The 18351-nt window shown below is 66.9% G+C and carries 17 protein-coding genes and 1 tRNA gene; 17 read left to right on the plus strand and 1 reads right to left on the minus strand.

The features are described 5' to 3' along the window. Positions 1–103 precede the first annotated feature (103 nt). The 7 genes from AC1PPL_RS11275 (at position 104) to AC1PPL_RS11305 (ending at position 8648) form a co-directional block, all read left to right on the plus strand. Positions 104–1039, plus strand: a complete 936-nt coding sequence (locus AC1PPL_RS11275) for an alpha/beta fold hydrolase (RefSeq protein WP_479973287.1) — start codon at positions 104–106, stop codon at positions 1037–1039. Between the two features lie 208 nt (positions 1040–1247). After that, complete coding sequence (locus tag AC1PPL_RS11280) at positions 1248–2255, plus strand: diaminopimelate dehydrogenase (protein ID WP_479973288.1); 1008 nt, start codon at positions 1248–1250, stop codon at positions 2253–2255. A gap of 187 nt (positions 2256–2442) precedes the next feature. Continuing rightward, positions 2443–3547, plus strand: a protein-coding gene (gene prfB, locus AC1PPL_RS11285) for a peptide chain release factor 2 (protein ID WP_011805914.1) whose coding sequence is annotated in 2 segments (ribosomal slippage) — positions 2443–2523 and positions 2525–3547 — 1104 coding nt in all. Because the reading frame shifts where the segments join, the coding sequence is not laid out codon by codon here. A 48-nt stretch (positions 3548–3595) separates the two neighbouring features. Continuing rightward, complete coding sequence (gene pepN / locus AC1PPL_RS11290) at positions 3596–6304, plus strand: aminopeptidase N (RefSeq protein WP_479973305.1); 2709 nt, start codon at positions 3596–3598, stop codon at positions 6302–6304. A gap of 11 nt (positions 6305–6315) precedes the next feature. Beyond that, entirely contained in the window at positions 6316–7335 is a 1020-nt protein-coding gene (locus AC1PPL_RS11295; protein WP_479973289.1) for a class 1 fructose-bisphosphatase, read from the plus strand. A gap of 11 nt (positions 7336–7346) precedes the next feature. Next, a tRNA-Thr gene (locus AC1PPL_RS11300) sits at positions 7347–7422 on the plus strand. 245 nt (positions 7423–7667) lie between these two features. After that, positions 7668–8648 carry a DNA ligase gene (locus tag AC1PPL_RS11305; protein WP_479973290.1) on the plus strand — a complete coding sequence of 327 codons (981 nt, stop codon included), beginning with the start codon at positions 7668–7670 and terminating at the stop codon, positions 8646–8648. 110 nt (positions 8649–8758) lie between these two features. Here AC1PPL_RS11305 and AC1PPL_RS11310 read toward each other — a convergent pair whose 3' ends face one another. Continuing rightward, on the minus strand, positions 8759–11128 hold the full coding sequence (locus AC1PPL_RS11310) for an Orn/Lys/Arg family decarboxylase (RefSeq protein WP_313562050.1): 2370 nt from the start codon (positions 11126–11128) through the stop codon (positions 8759–8761). Between the two features lie 168 nt (positions 11129–11296). Here AC1PPL_RS11310 and AC1PPL_RS11315 point away from each other — a divergent pair, with 168 nt between their 5' ends. The 10 genes from AC1PPL_RS11315 to AC1PPL_RS11360 all read left to right on the plus strand — a co-directional run bounded on the left by AC1PPL_RS11315 (position 11297) and on the right by AC1PPL_RS11360 (position 18335). After that, positions 11297–11728 carry an NfeD family protein gene (locus tag AC1PPL_RS11315; RefSeq protein WP_479973291.1) on the plus strand — a complete coding sequence of 144 codons (432 nt, stop codon included), beginning with the start codon at positions 11297–11299 and terminating at the stop codon, positions 11726–11728. Between the two features lie 79 nt (positions 11729–11807). After that, on the plus strand, positions 11808–12722 hold the full coding sequence (locus AC1PPL_RS11320) for an SPFH domain-containing protein (RefSeq protein ID WP_011805920.1): 915 nt from the start codon (positions 11808–11810) through the stop codon (positions 12720–12722). Between the two features lie 81 nt (positions 12723–12803). After that, positions 12804–13097 carry a 2Fe-2S iron-sulfur cluster-binding protein gene (locus AC1PPL_RS11325; protein ID WP_011805921.1) on the plus strand — a complete coding sequence of 98 codons (294 nt, stop codon included), beginning with the start codon at positions 12804–12806 and terminating at the stop codon, positions 13095–13097. A 259-nt stretch (positions 13098–13356) separates the two neighbouring features. After that, positions 13357–14478, plus strand: a complete 1122-nt coding sequence (gene ribBA, locus AC1PPL_RS11330; protein WP_123675603.1) for a bifunctional 3,4-dihydroxy-2-butanone-4-phosphate synthase/GTP cyclohydrolase II — start codon at positions 13357–13359, stop codon at positions 14476–14478. A 3-nt stretch (positions 14479–14481) separates the two neighbouring features. Then, on the plus strand, positions 14482–14946 hold the full coding sequence (gene ribH / locus AC1PPL_RS11335) for a 6,7-dimethyl-8-ribityllumazine synthase (protein WP_047350450.1): 465 nt from the start codon (positions 14482–14484) through the stop codon (positions 14944–14946). Continuing rightward, the gene (gene nusB / locus AC1PPL_RS11340) at positions 14943–15476 is read left to right on the plus strand and encodes a transcription antitermination factor NusB (RefSeq protein WP_015913682.1); all 534 of its coding nucleotides are present in this window, start codon (positions 14943–14945) and stop codon (positions 15474–15476) included. The genes ribH and nusB overlap by 4 nt, the downstream gene beginning before the upstream one ends. Before the next feature lie 93 nt (positions 15477–15569). Then, entirely contained in the window at positions 15570–16754 is a 1185-nt protein-coding gene (locus AC1PPL_RS11345; RefSeq protein ID WP_479973292.1) for a pyridoxal phosphate-dependent aminotransferase, read from the plus strand. Positions 16755–16773: 19 nt separating this feature from the next. Beyond that, a complete protein-coding gene (locus tag AC1PPL_RS11350; RefSeq protein ID WP_011805926.1) occupies positions 16774–17199 on the plus strand; it encodes a YbgC/FadM family acyl-CoA thioesterase in 426 nt (141 codons plus the stop codon). Further along, positions 17196–17897, plus strand: coding sequence for a protein TolQ (gene tolQ, locus AC1PPL_RS11355; RefSeq protein ID WP_479973293.1), 702 nt, complete (start codon positions 17196–17198; stop codon positions 17895–17897). The genes AC1PPL_RS11350 and tolQ overlap by 4 nt, the downstream gene beginning before the upstream one ends. A 12-nt stretch (positions 17898–17909) precedes the next feature. Next, positions 17910–18335, plus strand: a complete 426-nt coding sequence (locus tag AC1PPL_RS11360; protein WP_011805928.1) for an ExbD/TolR family protein — start codon at positions 17910–17912, stop codon at positions 18333–18335. The last annotated feature ends 16 nt before the right edge of the window (positions 18336–18351 follow it).

The following is an 18351-nucleotide window of genomic DNA, read 5'->3' on the forward strand; positions in this document are numbered from 1 at the left end:
CCGAGTTTACGGATTCGCGTCACATCGCGCAGGCCGCACCCACTCCGCCGCGTTGTCGCCGCCACGACGCGCCGCGGACGGTTCACCGCGAAATAATCCACCCATGTACCAAGCCCAACGCCCTTGCCGCACCGAGACCGTTCCCGTTCGCACGCTGCACTACCACGTGCGGGTCTGGGGCGAGCGCCCCGCCGATGCGCCGCCCCTCGTGCTGCTGCATGGCTGGATGGACGTGGGCGCGTCCTACCAGTTCGTGGTGGACGCGTTCAGCGCCGCCTTTGCCGCGGGCCGCCAGATCATCGCGCCGGACTGGCGCGGCTTCGGCCACACGCGCACTCCCGCACCGAGCGACGGCTACCACTTCGTGGACTACCTGGCCGACCTGGACCAGTTGCTGGACCACTATGCCGGCGAGCAGCCGGTGGACCTGGTGGGCCACAGCATGGGCGGCAACGTGGCCATGCTGTATGCCGGCGCGCGGCCATCGCGCATCCGCCGCCTGGTGAACCTGGAGGGCTTCGGCCTGCCCGCCACCCAGCCGGCGCAGGCCCCCCAGCGGCTGGCGCAGTGGATGGACGAGATCCGCCAATTCGAGCGCGGCGACCTGGCCCTGAAGCACTACGACAGCGCCGACGGCGTGGCCCTGCGGCTGATGAAAACCAACCCGCGCCTGCCCTCGGACAAGGCCGCATGGCTCGCCCGCCATTGGGCGGCGCAAGATGCCCAGGGCCGCTGGCACATCCAGGGCGATGCGGCGCACAAGATCGTGAACCCGCAGCTGTACCGGGTGGACGAGGTGCTGGCGCTGTACCAGGCCATCACTGCGCCGGTGCTCTCGGTGCATGCCAGCGACGACAGCCTGGGCCAGTGGTGGAAGGGCCGCTACACGCTGCAGGAATACCACCAGCGCCTGACCCAGGTGCGCGACGTGCGGCATGCCGTCGTCGAGGACGCAGGCCACATGCTGCACCACGACCAGCCGCAGGCCGTGGCGGCGCTGATCGAGGCGTTCGTGGCCGGGCCGGCGCCCGCAGCCTGAGTCGACGCCTTGCGCACGCGGCGCTCGCGCTGCGCACGCTCCCCTGTGCGCCGTGCAACGGACGCGGCCGCTGCCCACGCGGCGGCCCCACCGCAGATATCCCCGCCGCGCAGCGCGGTGTCGTGGCAGGCGCTGCCGCCCGTGGCCGACAATCGGGCAACCGCGCTTTGCCGCTTTGTTGTCAACCCTCGAAAGGTAGCCCCACCGCATGGACCAGAACCGCGACGCCCACCCTCCCGCCACCCGCATCGGCATCGTCGGCTACGGCAATCTGGGGCGCGGCGTCGAGGCCGCAATCGCCAAGAACCCCGACATGGCGATCGCCGGCATCTTCACGCGCCGCGACCCCGCGCAGCTCCAGCCGCTGGGCGCAAGCGTTCCGGTGCACGGCATGGACAGCCTGTTGCGCCACAAGGGCGCTATCGATGTGCTGGTGCTGTGCGGCGGGTCCAAGGACGACCTGCCCTGGCAAAGCCCCGAGCTGGCCGCGCATTTCAATCTGGTGGACAGCTTCGACACCCATGCGCGCATCCCCGGGCATTTCGCCGCCGTGGACGCCGCGGCCCAGGCCGGCCAGACCACCGCACTGATCTCGGCCGGCTGGGACCCGGGCCTGTTCTCCATCAACCGCGTGATGGGCGAGGTCCTGCTGCCCGACGGGGCCACCTACACTTTTTGGGGCAAGGGCCTGAGCCAGGGCCACTCCGACGCGGTGCGCCGCATGCCCGGCGTGGCGGGTGGCGTGCAGTACACCATCCCCGTGCCCGAGGCAGTGGACAAGGTGCGCAGCGGCGTGCGGCCTGAGCTGTCCACGCGCGAGAAGCACCGGCGCGAGTGCTTCGTGGTGCTGCAGGACGGTGCCGACGCTGACGCGGTGCGCCGGGCCATCGTCGGCATGCCGCACTACTTTGACCAGTACGACACCACGGTGCAGTTCATCAGCGCCGAGGAACTGGCGCGCGACCATGGCGCCATGCCACACGGCGGGTTCGTGATCCGCAGCGGCAACACCTCGGCGCCCAGCAAGCAGGTCATCGAATACCGACTGCAGCTGGACAGCAACCCCGAGTTCACCGCCAGCGTGCTGGTGGCCTATGCACGCGCTGTGCACCGCATGCACGCGGCGGGTCAGTTCGGTTGCAAGACCGTGCTGGACGTGGCGCCCGCCCTGCTGTCGGCCAAGAGTGCGGCGGAACTGCGCGAGCAGTTCCTGTAAGCCCCGCGGGCATCAGGCAAAAACAGCCTCTAGCACCCACCCATCAAGCGCAGGTAGCTATCGTAAATATAGCAACCACATATAACCCCGGTCGGTTCCCGGCGCTGCAGGGTGCGTTAGCGGGGGCATCAGCCCGCCATGAGAAAATCGCGCGTTATTCACAAGACACCACCAGGACACCCGCACCATGGAAGCAGAACGCATCAACCTCATCGGCACCACCCTCGAAGACCTGACCGAGCGGACCCAAGAGCTACGGAGGTATCTTTGACTACGATGCCAAGTTCGAACGCCTGCGCACCGTCAACGCATCGCTAGAAGACCCGGCTGTCTGGAACGACCCCAAGAAGGCCCAGGAGCTCGGCAAGGAAAAGAAGTCGCTCGACGCCGTGGTGCTGACGCTGCAAAAGCTCACCACCGAGCTGGCCGACAACGCCGAGCTCTACGAAATGAGCAAGGAAGAAGGCGACGAGGCCGGCCTGACGACCATCGAAGCCGAGGCCGAGAAGCTGCGCCCGCTCATCGAGGAGCTGGAATTCCGCCGCATGTTCAGCAATGAGGCCGACCCGCTGAACTGCTTCGTGGACATCCAGGCCGGCGCCGGCGGCACCGAGGCCTGCGACTGGGCCAGCATGCTGCTGCGCCAGTACCTGAAGTACGCCGAGCGCAAGGGCTTCAAGGCCACGGTGGAAGAAGAAACCCCGGGCGACGTGGCCGGCATCAAGAGCGCCACGATCAAGATCGAGGGCGAGTACGCCTACGGCCTGCTGCGCACCGAGACCGGCGTGCACCGCCTGGTGCGCAAGTCGCCGTTCGACTCGTCGGGCGGGCGCCACACATCGTTCGCCTCGCTGTTCGTCTACCCCGAGATCGATGACTCCATCGAGATCAACATCAACCCATCCGACGTGCGCACCGACACCTACCGTGCCTCGGGCGCGGGCGGCCAGCACATCAACAAGACCGATTCGGCCGTCCGTCTGACACACATTCCCACGGGGATCGTGGTGCAGTGCCAGGATGGCCGCAGCCAGCACAGCAACCGCGACGTGGCCTGGCAGCGCCTGCGCTCGCGCCTGTATGACTTCGAAATGCGCAAGCGCATGGAAGAGCAGCAGAAGCTGGAAGACACCAAGACCGACGTGGGCTGGGGCCACCAGATCCGCAGCTACGTGCTGGACAACAGCCGCATCAAGGACCTGCGCACCAACGTCGAAGTCTCCGCCACGCAGAAGGTGCTGGACGGCGACCTGGACGTGTTCATCGAAGCCTCGCTCAAGCAGGGTGTCTAAACAGGGCGTGCAAACGCGCCCGCACAGATTGGAAAGCCCATCGCCATGATGAGAGAAGGACAAGCCATCGCCATCCACCGTGCCGACTACGCGGCCCCCGCGTACTGGATCGACACGGTGGATCTCACCTTTGACCTGGACCCGGCCAAGACCCGCGTGCTGAGCCGCCTGCGCGTGCGCCGCAATGCCGACGTGCCCGCGCAGCCGCTGCGCCTGGATGGCGACGAGCTGAACCTGGCGCGCGTGATGGTCAACGGCGCCGGCACCTCGTTCAAGCTGGACGGCGGCCAGCTGGTGCTGGAAAACCTGCCGGAGGGCACCCAGCCCTTCGAGCTGGAGATTTTCACCACCTGCGCGCCCGCCAAGAACACCCAGCTGTCGGGCCTGTACGTGAGCCAGGGCACCTTCTTCACGCAGTGCGAGGCCGAGGGCTTTCGGCGCATCACCTACTTCCTGGACCGCCCCGACGTCATGGCCAGCTACAGCGTGCTGCTGCGCGCCAGCAAGGCCGACTACCCCGTGCTGCTGTCCAACGGCAACCTGGTGGACAGCGGCGAGCTGGAAGACGGCCGCCACTTCGCCAAGTGGGTGGACCCGCACAAGAAGCCCAGCTACCTGTTCGCCCTGGTGGCCGGCAAGCTGGTCGCGCGCGAGCAGAAGATCAAGAGCCGCGCGGGGCGCGAGCATCTGCTGCAGGTGTACGTGCGCCCGGGCGACCTGGAGAAGACCGAGCACGCCATGAACTCCCTCATGGCCAGCATCGCGTGGGACGAGGCGCGCTTCGGCCTGAGCCTGGACCTGGACCGCTTCATGATCGTCGCCACCAGCGACTTCAACATGGGCGCCATGGAAAACAAGGGCCTGAACATCTTCAACACGAAGTACGTTCTGGCCAGCCAGGCCACGGCGACGGACGTGGACTTCGCCAACATCGAGTCCGTAGTGGGCCACGAGTACTTCCACAACTGGACAGGCAACCGCGTCACCTGCCGCGACTGGTTCCAGCTGTCGCTCAAGGAAGGCCTCACCGTCTTTCGCGACCAGGAATTCAGCATGGACATGGCGGGCAGCCCGTCCGCGCGCGCCGTCAAGCGCATCGAGGACGTGCGCGTGCTGCGCACCGTGCAGTTCCCCGAGGATGCGGGCCCCATGGCGCACCCCGTGCGGCCCGACAGCTATGTCGAGATCAACAACTTCTACACCGTCACGATCTACGAGAAGGGCTCCGAGGTCGTGCGCATGCAGCACAACCTGGTCGGGCGCGACGGCTTTGCCAAGGGGCTGAAGCTGTACTTCGAGCGCCACGACGGCCAGGCCGTGACCTGCGACGACTTCGCCCAGGCCATGGCCGACGCCAACCCCGGCAGCCCGCTGGCCCAGCATCTGGAGCAATTCAAACGCTGGTACTCCCAGGCAGGCACGCCGCGCGTGAAGGCCGTTGGCCAGTACGACGCCGACGCACGCCGCTACACGCTCACGCTGTCCCAAAGCTGCCCCGCCACGCCGGGCCAGCCCGACAAGCTGCCCTTTGTGATCCCCGTGACGCTGGGCCTGGTGGGCACCGACGGCCGCGCCCTGGCACTGCAGCTGGACGGCGAAGCCGCGGCGGGCGCTCCGGAGCGCACCGTGGTGCTGACCGAGGGCGAGATGACGCTCACCTTCACGGGGGTGGACGTGCCGCCCGTGCCCTCGCTGCTGCGCTCCTTCAGCGCACCGGTGGTCCTGGACTGCGAATACAGCGACGCCGAGCTGCTCACCCTGCTGGCGCACGACAGCGATGCCTTCAACCGCTGGGAAGCCGGCCAGCGCCTGATGCTGCGCATCGCTATCAATGCGATAGCTGATGGCGCTTTGCTGGCGGGCGTAAACGGCCAAACCGGCCAGAACCTCCTGCCCCAGCCGCTGGTGCAGGCCATGCGCGACGTACTGCGTCATCCCGCGCTGGACGCAGCCTTCAAGGAACTGGTGCTGACCCTGCCGTCCGAAGGCTACATCGCCGAGCAGCTGGACACGGTGGACCCGCAGCGCGTGCATGCCGTGCGCGAGGCGCTGCGCGAGCAGCTGGCCCTGGCGCTGCGTGACGACTGGGTCTGGGCCTGGGAGGAGCACCACGCCACGGGCGGCTACCGCCCGGATGCCGTGTCGGCGGGCCGCCGCGCCCTGGCCGGCCTGGCCCTGGGCATGCTGTGCCTGGCCGCGCGTTCCAGCGGCGACGTCGTGTGGCCCGGCAAGACCTACCAGCGCTTCAAGGACGCTGGCAACATGACCGACCGCTTCAACGCGCTGGCGGCGCTGGTCGGCAGCGGCCACGAGTTGGCAGCGCCCGCGCTGGCGCGCTTTCATGCGCTGTTCAAGGACGACGCCTTGGTGCTGGACAAGTGGTTCGCGCTGCAGGCGGGCGCGCCCGACCGCGGCGGCCAGGTGCTGCCGGCCGTGCGCCAGCTCATGAAGCACCCGGACTTCCACATCAAGAACCCCAACCGCGCGCGCAGCGTGATCTTCAGTTACTGCAACGGCAACCCCGGGGGCTTTCACCGCACCGACGCCGCCGGCTACGTCTTCTGGGCCGACCGCGTGCTGGAGCTGGACAGTCTCAACCCCCAGGTGGCCGCCCGCCTGGCGCGTGCGCTGGACCGCTGGAAGAAGCTGGCCGAGCCTTACCGCACGGCCGCCCACGAAGCCATCTCCCGCGTGGCCGCCAAGTCCGACCTCTCCAACGACGTGCGCGAAGTCGTCACCCGCGCCCTTGCCGATTAAGAAAGGCCTCCATGACCGAACGTATCAGCCTCACCCGCTACCTTGTCGAGCAGCAGCGCGTCCATGGCCGCATCCCCCCGCAGCTGCGCCTGCTGGTGGAGGTGGTTGCGCGCGCCTGCAAGCGCATCAGCTTCGCCGTGAACAAGGGCGATCTCGGCGACGTGATGGGCACCGCCGGAACCGAGAACGTTCAGGGTGAGGTGCAGAAGAAGCTGGACATCATTGCGAACGAGGTGTTGATCGAAGCCAACGAATGGGGCGGGCATCTGGCTGCGATGGCGTCTGAGGAAATGGATGGGATCTATGTGGTGCCCAACCGCTTTCCCCAGGGCGAGTACCTGCTGATGTTCGACCCCCTGGACGGTTCGTCCAACATCGACGTCAACGTGAGCATTGGCACCATTTTCTCGGTGCTGCACAAGCACCATGACGATCCCACCACCGACGAACCCGTCACCGAAGCCGACTTCTTGCAACCCGGCCACCAGCAGGTCGCCGCGGGCTACTGCATCTATGGTCCGCAGACCACGCTGGTACTCACCGTGGGCGACGGCGTGGCCATGTTCACGCTGGACCGCGAACAGGGCTCCTTCGTGCTCACGCGCGAGAACATTCGTATTCCCGAGGACACCAAGGAATTCGCGATCAACATGAGCAATATGCGCCACTGGGATGCGCCTGTGCGCCGCTACATCGACGAATGCCTGCAGGGCAAGGAAGGCCCGCGCGGCAAGGACTTCAACATGCGCTGGATCGCCAGCATGGTCGCCGACGTGCACCGCATCCTGATGCGCGGCGGCATCTTCATGTACCCCTGGGACAAGCGCGAGCCAAACAAGCCCGGCAAGCTGCGCCTGATGTATGAGGCGAATCCCATGGGCTGGCTGGTTGAGCAGGCCGGCGGCGCCGCCACCAACGGCCGCCAGCGCCTCCTGGACATCCAGCCCGCCCAGTTGCACGAACGCGTGAGCGTGATCCTGGGCTCAAAGAATGAGGTCGATCGCGTGACAAGTTACCACTCCGGTATATAATGTGAGTCTTCGCCGGTGTAGCTCAGTCGGTAGAGCAGCTCATTCGTAATGAGAAGGTCGCGTGTTCGATTCATGTCTCCGGCACCACAATGAAAGCCCCTGATTCGCAAGAGTCAGGGGCTTTTGCTTTGGCGGAATGCATGGGAAGTCCGGCGCTCTCGGGAGCTTTGAACCATGCGTTGCGGCTTCTCTGCCATCCACCCGCCGCACCGCAAAGCCGACGTAAAGACCCCTTCGACCTCTAGCGAGCATCCAGCAAGCGCTGACCGCTATATTTTTTGCATATTGCTTCCAGCACCGACAATCCAGAGTCCCTGAGCCCGGACCCTGCCATGCTCCCTGCAACGCACTTCGCACTGTTGGCCCTCCGACGCTGGGCCTGGCTACTAGCCGTAGCTGCTTGTGTAGGAGCATCAAACGCGCAGCCGGCTGCTGCCCTGGAGTCGCCCTCCTCCGCGGACCCGGCGGCGCCCTCGCCCACGCTGGCGCAGCATTACCACCCGGGCGTGGCGGTCGCGGACTATTGGGTGAGCGAAAAATACGACGGTGTACGCGCCCTCTGGACCGGTGAACAACTGATCAGCCGGCAGGGCCTGCCCATCCGGGCGCCAGCGTGGTTCACCGCCGGCTGGCCGCCGGTACCGATGGATGGCGAACTGTGGGCCGGCCGCGGCCAGTTTGCCGCCGCGCAGGCGGCCGTGGCGCAGGCCACGCCCGACGATGCCCGGTGGCGCGCGCTGCGGTACATGGTGTTCGACCTGCCGCGCGCGCCGGGCGGTTTCGGCGAGCGCCTGCCCCTGCTGCGCCGCACCGTGGCCCATCTGGGCCAGCCGTGGGTCCAGCCTGCCGCGCAGTGGCGGGTGTCCAGCCACACGGAACTGGTGGGGCAGCTGCACCGGCTGGAGAAGGCTGGCGCCGAGGGACTGATGCTGCGCCGGGACGACGCGCCCTACCGTGGCGGGCGCAGCGACGATCTGCTCAAGCTCAAGACCTTCGAGGATGCGGAGGCCGTGGTGGTAGGGCACGTGCCCGGACGCGGCAAATACGCGGGCCAGACCGGCGCGCTGCTGGTGGCGCTGCCCGACGGCCGGCGCCTGCGCTTGGGCAGCGGCCTGCCGGATGCGGTGCGGCGCAATCCACCGCCGGTGGGCACCGTGGTGACCTACCGCTTCAACGGCACCCATGCAAGCGGCTTGCCGCGGTTTGCGCGCTTCTGGCGAGTGCGCGCCGACGCGCCCTCTGCGGCCAACGCAGCCGCTGCCGGCGGGCAGGCCAATCTGGAGCCCGCCCCAGCAAGAAACAGAGGTAAATGAGGCCCTAGTGCACGCCCAGCAAGCGCTGCCAGCTACTAAAACAGAAGCAAAAGGGGCGGTCGTCCGCCCCTTTTCAGCCCGCCCCTCTTGCGAGAGGAGCTGCCGGCACTTCAGATAGTGCGGCCAAACGGGCCGTCGCTGCCCACCTGCACCAGCGACTCAGGGTCGTTGGCGCGGGGCTTGCGGCTGCCGCCCGTGCCCTGCGCCACGCAGTCGGCGTAATAACGCACGTTGCCGTTGTCGTCCTCGATCTCCACAAGGCCGTGGATGTCGGTCTCGAAGCCCGGGCAGAGCTTGGAGAACTCGCGCGAGAACTTGAGGTAGTCCACGATCTTCTTGTTGAACACCTCGCCGGGAATCAGCAGCGGAATGCCCGGCGGGTACGGCGTGATCAGGCTGGTGGTGATACGGCCTTCCAGGTGGTCGATCTCCACGCGCTCGGTCTTGCGCTGCGCGATGTGGGCATAGGCGTCGCTGGGCTTCATGGCCGGCGTGAGGTCCGAGAGGTACATCTCGGTCGTCAGGCGGGCGATGTCGTACTTGGCGTACAGCTGGTGCACATGCTGGCAGAGATCCTTCAGGCCCATGCGCTCGTAGCGCTTGTGCTGCTGGCAGAACTCGGGAAGGATCCGCCACATGGGCTGGTTCTTCTCGTAGTCGTCCTTGAACTGCTGCAGCGCGGCCAGCAGCGTATTCCAGCGGCCCTTGGTGATGCCGATGGTGAACATGATGAAAAACGAGTACAGGCCCGTCTTCTCCACCACCACGCCGTGCTCGGACAGGTATTTCGTGACGATGCTGGCCGGAATGCCGGTCTTGTCGAACTTGCCGTCCAGGTTCAGGCCGGGCGTGACGATAGTGGACTTGATCGGGTCCAGCATGTTGAAGCCGTCGGCCAGCGCGCCGAAGCCATGCCACTTGCTCGGGCCGTTCTTCTTGCCCTTGGCGTCGCCGCGGATGATCCAGTCGTCTGCACGGCCCACGCCCTCGTCGGCGAGCTTGTCGGGGCCCCAGACCTTGAACCACCAGTCGTCCTTGCCGAACTCGTCCTCCACCTTGCGCATGGCGCGGCGAAAGTCCAGGGCTTCGACCAGGCTTTCCTCCACCAGGGCGGTGCCGCCGGGCGGCTCCATCATGGCCGCGGCCACGTCACAGCTGGCGATGATGCTGTACTGCGGGCTGGTCGAGGTGTGCATCAGGTACGCCTCGTTGAACAGGTGGCGGTCCAGCTTAGTGGTCTGGCTGTCCTGCACCAGCACGTGCGATGCCTGGCTGATACCGGCCAGCAGCTTATGGATGGACTGCGTGGCGTACACCACCGACTGCTTGGGCCGCGCGCGTTTTTTGCCCATGGCGTGGTAGCTGCCGTAGAACGGGTGGAAGGCCGCGTGCGGCAGCCAGGCCTCGTCGAAGTGCAGGTTCTCGACGTAGCCGTCGAGCATGCCCTTGATGGTCTCGGTGTTGTAGAGCACGCCGTCGTAGGTCGACTGCGTGAGGGTCAGCACGCGCGGCTTGACCTTCTTGGCGTCCACGCCCTTGAGCAGCGGGTTGGCCTTGATCTTCGCCTGGATGGTCGCGGGCTCGAATTCGCTTTGCGGAATGGGCCCGATGATGCCGAAGTGGTTGCGCGTGGGTTTCAGGAACACGGGGATCGCCCCGGTCATGATGATGCTGTGCAGGATGGACTTGTGGCAGTTGCGGTCCACCACCACCACGTCGCCCGGTGCCACGGTGTGGTGCCACACCATCTTGTTGGAGGTGGACGTGCCGTTGGTCACGAAGAAGCAGTGGTCGGCGTTGAAGATGCGCGCGGCGTTGCGCTCGCTCTCGCCGATGGCGCCGTTGTGGTCCAGCAGCTGGCCCAGTTCTTCCACGGCATTACAGACGTCCGCGCGCAGCATGTTCTCACCATAGAACTGGTGGTACATCTGGCCCACGGGGCTCTTGAGGAACGCCACGCCGCCCGAATGGCCCGGGCAGTGCCAGCTGTAGGAGCCGTCTTCCGCGTAGTCCAGCAGCGCCTTGAAAAATGGCGGCTGCACGCCCTCCAGGTAGCTCTTGGCTTCGCGGATGATGTGCTTGGCCACGAACTCGGGCGTGTCCTCGAACATGTGGATGAAGCCGTGCAGCTCGCGCAGGATGTCGTTGGGCAGGTGGCGCGCGGTCTTGGTCTCGCCGTGCACGTAGATCGGCACGTCGGCGTTCTTGCGGCGCACCTCTTCGATGAAGGTGCGCAGGCTGTGCACGATGGGATCCTGGCCCGTGCCCAGCGTGAATTCCTCGTCGTCGATCGACAAGATGAACGCGCTGGCGCGGCTTTGCTGCTGGGCGAACTGCGACAGGTCGCCGTAGCTGGTCACGCCCAGGACCTCGAACCCTTCCGCCTCGATGGCCTGCGCCAGCGCCCGAATCCCCAGGCCGGAGGTGTTCTCTGAACGATAGTCCTCGTCGATGATGACGATGGGAAAGCGAAATTTCATGCGCTGCCTCCGATGACCGGGCCAAAAAAACGAAAGAGGCGCGCAGTGTAAGGAATATGCGTGCTATCCCTATGAACACCGCAGCATTTCGCCCAGAATCCATCGACCTGGAAACAACACCGCGCCGCCCGCCAGCGCGCACCCGACAGAGAGGGAAGGAGAAAACACATGAATCTGGACGCATCCACGCTCTGGTGGCTCATGGCCGGGGCGGCCGTGGTGGCCGAGCTGCTCACCGGCACCTTTTACCTGCTGATGCTGGCCGTGGGCCTGGCGGCCGGCGCACTCGCGGCCCACGCGGGCCTGGGCAACACGGCGCAGATCCTGGTGAGCGCACTGGTCGGGGCCGGCACCGTGTTGGGGGCCTACGTCAAGCGCCGCAGCCGGCCGGGCGAGCCGTCCGCGCGGGCCGACCGCAGCGTGAACCTGGACGTGGGCGAGACGGTGCTCATCGACGCCTGGCAGCCCGACGGCACGGCCGTCGTGAAGTACCGCGGCGCGAGCTGGACCGCCATCCACCGCCCGGGCATCACGCCCGCCACTGGCCCGCACCGCGTGGCCGAACTGGTGGGCAACCGCCTGCTGGTGGATCCGCTGTAGTCATCCGGAACCGAGGGCGGCCTCGCTACCATCCGCCCTGCCCTTCACCGCCGCACGCGGCACAGAAAGAAAAAACCTCATGGAAATCGCCATCATCCTCTTCGTCATCGCGGTGATCTTCATCGCGCGCGCCGTCAAGATCGTGCCGCAGCAGCATGCCTGGGTGAAGGAGCGCCTGGGCAAGTACGCCGGCACGCTCACGCCGGGGCCGAAGTTCATCATCCCCTTCGTCGACCGCATCGCCTACAAGCACAGCCTGAAGGAAATCCCCCTGGACGTGCCCAGCCAGGTCTGCATCACCAAGGACAACACCCAGCTGCAGGTGGACGGCATCCTGTACTTCCAGGTGACCGACCCCATGCGCGCCAGCTACGGTTCGTCCAACTACATCACCGCCATCTCGCAGCTGGCCCAGACCACGCTGCGCAGCGTGATCGGCAAGCTGGAGCTGGACAAGACGTTCGAAGAGCGCGACATGATCAACGCCCAGGTGGTGCAGGCCATCGACGAGGCGGCGCTGAACTGGGGCGTGAAAGTGCTGCGCTACGAGATCAAGGACCTGACGCCGCCCGCCGAGATCCTGCGCGCCATGCAGGCCCAGATCACCGCCGAGCGTGAAAAGCGCGCGCTGATTGCCGCTTCGGAAGGCCGCCGCCAGGAACAGATCAACATCGCCACCGGCGAGCGTGAGGCCTTCATCGCTCGCTCCGAGGGTGAAAAGCAAGCCGCCATCAACAACGCCCAGGGCGAGGCCGCCGCCATCACCGCCGTGGCCGACGCCACCGCCCAGGCCATCGAGCGCATTGCCGCCGCCATCCGCCAGCCGGGCGGCGAGCAGGCCGTGCAGCTCAAGGTCGCCGAAAAGGCCGTGGAGGCGTATGGCAAGGTGGCCGCGGACGCCACCACCACGCTCATCGTGCCCAGCAACATGACCGAGGTATCCGCACTCGTCAGCTCGGCCATGAAGATGATCCAGACGCAGCAGCGCAGCTGACCCAACGTTTTCACTCTTCTTTTTATAGCTACCAGCGCTCACTCCACAAGCGCTGGAGCCACTTTTTGCTTAGAACTTCGCATGAACTCCCCCGTAGCCCCCTTCTTCACGGCCCGCGTGGGCGACGACGGCACCCAGTGCGATGCCTGGCCCGAGCAGCCGCTGCTGCTGTCGCTGGAGCAAGGCGGTATCGACTGGCCTAGCTCCTGCCGCAACGGCACCTGCCGCACCTGCATCGGCGTGCTGGCGGAGGGCGAGGTGCGCTACGCCATCGACTGGCCGGGCCTGACGGCAGAAGAAAAGGCCGAGGGCTGCGTTCTGCCCTGCGTGGCCTATCCCGTGAGCGACGTGAAGCTGGAGGCCCCCGCCATCTGAGCCCCTGTGCCGCGCTCCGCGCACCGGTACGGTTGAGGCAGCGCAACCTGCGGCCCGCTTGCCCCCACCTGCGGCAGACTTACCGCGGCGGCGCGCGGACAACGGCCCGGCGGCGCGACTAGAATTGGCCGCTTCGGGACCGCGCGTCCCTCCTCCGTGCGGCAGGGGCCGCATCGCCGTTCTTTGGGGGCACGCCCGTTGCCCGCCCGCCGGGGAACGCACACCGCCCCGGCCCGCATGGCCCATCCGAAAGCCCTGCATGACCACCCCCCTCACGCCCGCGCCCATCTCGCCCGTCCAGGACATCGTGGCCGAGTTGCGCGCCGGCCGCATCGTGATCCTCGTCGATGAAGAAGACCGCGAGAACGAAGGCGACCTCGTGATCGCCGCGGACCATGTCACGCCCGAGGCCATCAACTTCATGGCGCGCTTCGGCCGCGGCCTGATCTGCCTGACCCTCACGCGCGAACGCTGCGAGCGCCTGCGCCTGCCGCCCATGGTGGCGCGCAACGGCACCAAGATGGGCACCGCCTTCACCGTCTCCATCGAGGCGGCCGAGGGCGTTACCACCGGCATCAGCGCCGCCGACCGCGCGCGCACTGTGCAGGCCGCCGTGGCCGCCAACGCCCAGGCTGCCGACCTGGTGCAGCCCGGCCACATCTTCCCGCTGCAGGCGGTGGATGGCGGCGTGCTCATGCGCGCCGGCCACACCGAGGCCGGCTGCGACCTGGCCGCCATGGCCGGCTGCAGCCCCTCCGCCGTGATCTGCGAGGTGATGAAGGACGACGGCACCATGGCCCGCCTGCCCGACCTGCAGCTGTTTGCGGCCGAGCACGGCATCAAGATCGGCACGATCGCCGACCTGATCGAATACCGCAGCCGCACCGAGTCGCTGGTGCACAAGGTGGCTTCGCGCCAGATCACCACGGCGTTCGGCGAGTTCACCATGCACGCCTTCCGCGACGAGCCGAGCCAGGCCGTGCACCTGGCCCTGGTCAAGGGCCAGTGGGACGCCGCAGAGAGCGTGCCCGTGCGCGTGCATGAGCCCTTGTCGGTGCTGGACCTGCTGGAAGTGGGCCGCAGCATGCACTCGTGGAGCCTGGACGCCAGCCTGCAATACATCCACCACCACGGCCAGGGCGTGGCCGTGCTGCTGAACTGCGGCGAGAGTGCCGAGCAACTGCTGGAGCAGTTCGAAGGCACGGCCCGCGCCGCCCAGGCGCCCGAGCGCGGTCGCATGGACCTGCGCACCTACGGCGTGGGCGCGCAGATCCTGCGCGAGGTGGGCGTGGCCAAGATGCAGCTCATGGGCCAGCCGCGCCGCATGCCCAGCATGGTGGGCTATGGACTCGAAATCACCGGCTACATCCCCAAGGAATAAGACATGTTTGGCGCAGACAAAGGAACCGCGGACAAGCTCGATGGCAAGAAGCTGCACATCGGCATCGTGCAGGCCCGCTTCAACGAGAACATCACCAACACCCTCGCCGCGGCCTGCCGTGCAGAGCTGCTGCGCCTGGGCGTGCAGGAAAAGCACATCCGCCACGTGCTGGTGCCCGGCGCGCTGGAAGTGCCCGTGGCGCTGCAGGCCCTGGCCGAGCGCGACGAGTACGATGCGCTGATCGCGCTGGGCTGCATCATCCGCGGCGAGACCTACCACTTCGAGCTGGTGGCCAACGAATCCGGTGCGGGCGTGACCCGCCTGGCCCTGGACTACCAGGTACCGATCGCCAACGCCATCATCACCACCGAGAACCTGGAACAGGCCCTCGCCCGCCAGACAGAAAAGGGCGTGGACGCGGCCCGCGTGGCCGTGGAAATGGCCAACCTGCTGGAGGAGCTGTCGTGACCGATTCCGCCAACCCCACGCCTTCCGCCCGGCCGCCGCGCCAGCCGCGCACCGGCACCACCGGCACCGGCGCGCGCAAGGCCGGCTCCAAGTCGGGCCGCAGCCGCGCGCGCGAATTCGCCCTGCAGGCGCTCTACCAGCACCTGGTGGGAGGCAACGACGCCACCGCCATCGACGTGTTCACGCGCGACCTGTCGGGCTTTCACAAGGCCGACGCGGCGCACTACGACGCGCTCCTGCACGGCTGCATCACCACCGCCCAGTACATGGACGAGCTGATCGCGCCCCAGCTGGACCGCAAGATGAGCGAGATCTCGCCCATCGAGCATGCGGTGATGTGGATCGGCGTATACGAATTCCAGCACTGCCAGGACGTGCCCTGGCGCGTGGTCATCAACGAATGCATCGAGCTGGCCAAGGAGTTCGGCGGCACCGACGGCCACAAGTACGTCAACGGCGTGCTCAACGGCCTGGCGCCGCAATTGCGCGCCACCGAGGTCGCGGCCGACAAGGCCGCCGCCCGCGGCTAAAGGCCCCGCCCTCTTGCGCCGCTTCGCATTGTTCGTTCCCTCAGCGCACCCGCCACTGGCCTCAGCCGGCGGGTGCCTGCATGCTGCACCGCCATGAAGTTTTCCACCCGCGCCGAGCGCATCGAACCCTTTTACGTGATGGAAGTGGCCAAGGCCGCCCAGGCCCTGGCGCGCGAGGTCGCCGGCACCCGCGAGCCGATGATCTTCCTGAACATCGGCGAGCCCGACTTCACCGCGCCCCCGCTGGTGGTGGAGGCGGCCGACCGCGCGGTGCGCAGCGGGGCCACGCAGTACACCAACGCCCTGGGCCTGGAGGCGCTGCGCGAGCGCATCAGCGGCTGGTATGCCGAGCGCTTTGGCGTGGATGTGCCGGCGCGGCGCATCGTGGTCACGGCCGGCGCATCGGCCGCGCTGCAGCTGGCCTGCCTGGCGCTGATCGACGCGGGCGACGAGGTCCTGATGCCCGACCCCAGCTACCCCTGCAACCGCCACTTCGTGAGCGCGGCGGAAGGCAAAGCGGTGCTGATCCCCACCACGGCCGAGGAGCGCTTCCAGCTCAGCGCCCCCAAGGTCGAGGCCGCATGGGGTACCAAGACACGCGGCGTGCTGCTGGCATCGCCCTCCAACCCCACGGGCACCTCGATTGCGCCGGACGAACTGCGCCGCATCCACGATGTGGTGCGCGGCAAGGGTGGGCTCACGATCATCGACGAGATCTACCTCGGCCTGTCCTATGACGACGCCTTCGGCCAGACGGCGCTGGCGCTGGGCGAGGACATCATCAGCATCAACAGCTTCAGCAAGTACTTCAACATGACCGGCTGGCGCCTGGGCTGGATGGTGGTGCCCGAAGCCATGGTGCCCGTGGTGGAGCGTCTGGCGCAGAACCTGTTCATCTGCGCCAGCACGGTGTCGCAACATGCGGCGCTGGCCTGCTTCGAGCCGGACAGCATCGCCGAGTACGAACGCCGCCGCGCAGAGTTCAAGGCGCGGCGAGACTACTTCATCCCCGCACTCGATGCACTGGGCCTCACGGTGCCGGTGCAGCCCGATGGCGCCTTCTACGCCTGGGCCGACTGCACGCAGGCCGCCGAGCGCCTGGGCGTCGCCGGCAGCTGGGACTTCGCCTACGAGCTGATGCGCCGTGCCCACCTGGCCATCACGCCGGGGCGCGACTTCGGCACGGCCGACACCCAACGCTTCGTGCGCTTTTCCACGGCCAACTCCATGGCGCAGTTGCAGGAAGCGGTGGCGCGCCTGCAGCGCCTGATCGGCTGACCCCTCCAGGCGTGCCAGCATGGCTTTCGAGTGGCCCGTTCGCATTTACTGGGAAGACACCGATGCCGGCGGCATCGTGTTCTATGCCAACTATCTCAAGTTCTTCGAGCGCGCGCGCACCGAGTGGCTGCGCTCGCGGGACCTGGGCCAGCAACGATTACGGGAACTCACGGGCGGCATGTTTGTCGTAACCGACGCACGCCTGCGCTACCTGCGCCCCGCCCGCCTGGACGATGAACTGATTGTTACCGCCAGCCTGCGCGAAGGGGGCCGCGCTTCGCTCACAATCGAGCAGCAGGCGCTCTTGAAACCAGAGCAGATGATCCCCGACTCTCCCCCCGCACTGCTGTGCGAAGGCACCATCCGCATTGGCTGGGTGGATGCCGCCACCATGCGCCCTGCACGCATTCCGGGGTCCCTTTTGGAACGACTCTCCTCATCATGAATTCCCAAGACATGTCCATCTTGAGCCTGGTGCTCAATGCCAGCTGGGTGGTGCAGCTGGTGATGCTGCTGCTGCTCGCGGTTTCCGTGGCCAGCTGGGCCGCCATCTTCCGCAAGCTGTTCGCACTCAAGCGCGTGAAGGCCCTGAACGAAGACTTCGAGCGCGACTTCTGGTCGGGCACCAGCCTGAATGACCTGTACGCCAGCGCCACGCACAACGCCAAGAGCGCGGGCCCGATGGAGCGCATTTTCGCCAGCGGCATGCGCGAATACCAAAAGCTGCGGGAACGCCGCATCAGCGACCTCGGCACACTGCTGGACGGCGCGCGCCGCGCCATGCGCGCGAGCTTCCAGCGCGAGATGGACGTGATCGAGTCCAGCCTCTCGTTCCTTGGCTCGGTGGCCTCGGTGTCGCCCTATGTGGGCCTGTTCGGCACCGTCTGGGGGATCATGCACGCCTTCACCGGCTTCGCTGGCATGGAGCAGGTAACGCTCGCCACGGTGGCGCCCGGCATCGCCGAAGCGCTGGTGGCCACCGCCATCGGCCTGTTCGCCGCCATTCCCGCCGTGATTGCGTACAACCGCTTCGCACGCGACATCGACCGCGTGGCGACGCACCAGGAGACCTTCATCGAGGAGTTTTCCAACATCCTGCAGCGCAACCTGGGCGCCCAGCCTGGATCGCCCTCGGGCCACTAAAGGAAGCCTGATATGCCTGCCATGGCCTCACGCAGCGGCACCCGCCGCCGCTCCATGAACGAGATCAACATGGTGCCGTTCATCGACGTGATGCTGGTGCTGCTCATCATCTTCATGGTGACCGCGCCCATGCTCACACCCAGTTCGGTGAACGTGCCTTCCGTGGGCAAAGGCGCCAAGGTGCCCAAGACGCGCGCGGACGTCATCGTCGACAAGGATGGCAGCATCCGCTTCAAGGCCGACGGCAACGAACGCACCGTGCCGCTGCAGAACCTGGGCGCCACCGCCAAGAACTGGCTCAAGGACCAGCCAGAGGACACACCCGTGCTCATCAGCGCCGACAAGAACGTGTCGTACGACGCGGTGATGAAGGCCATGTCTGCGCTGCAACAGGCGGGCGTGGCACGCGTCGCCCTGGCCGTAAAGAGCGGCGGCTGACGAGAACTTTCACACG

This window comes from Diaphorobacter sp. B2A2W2 (assembly GCF_056730635.1).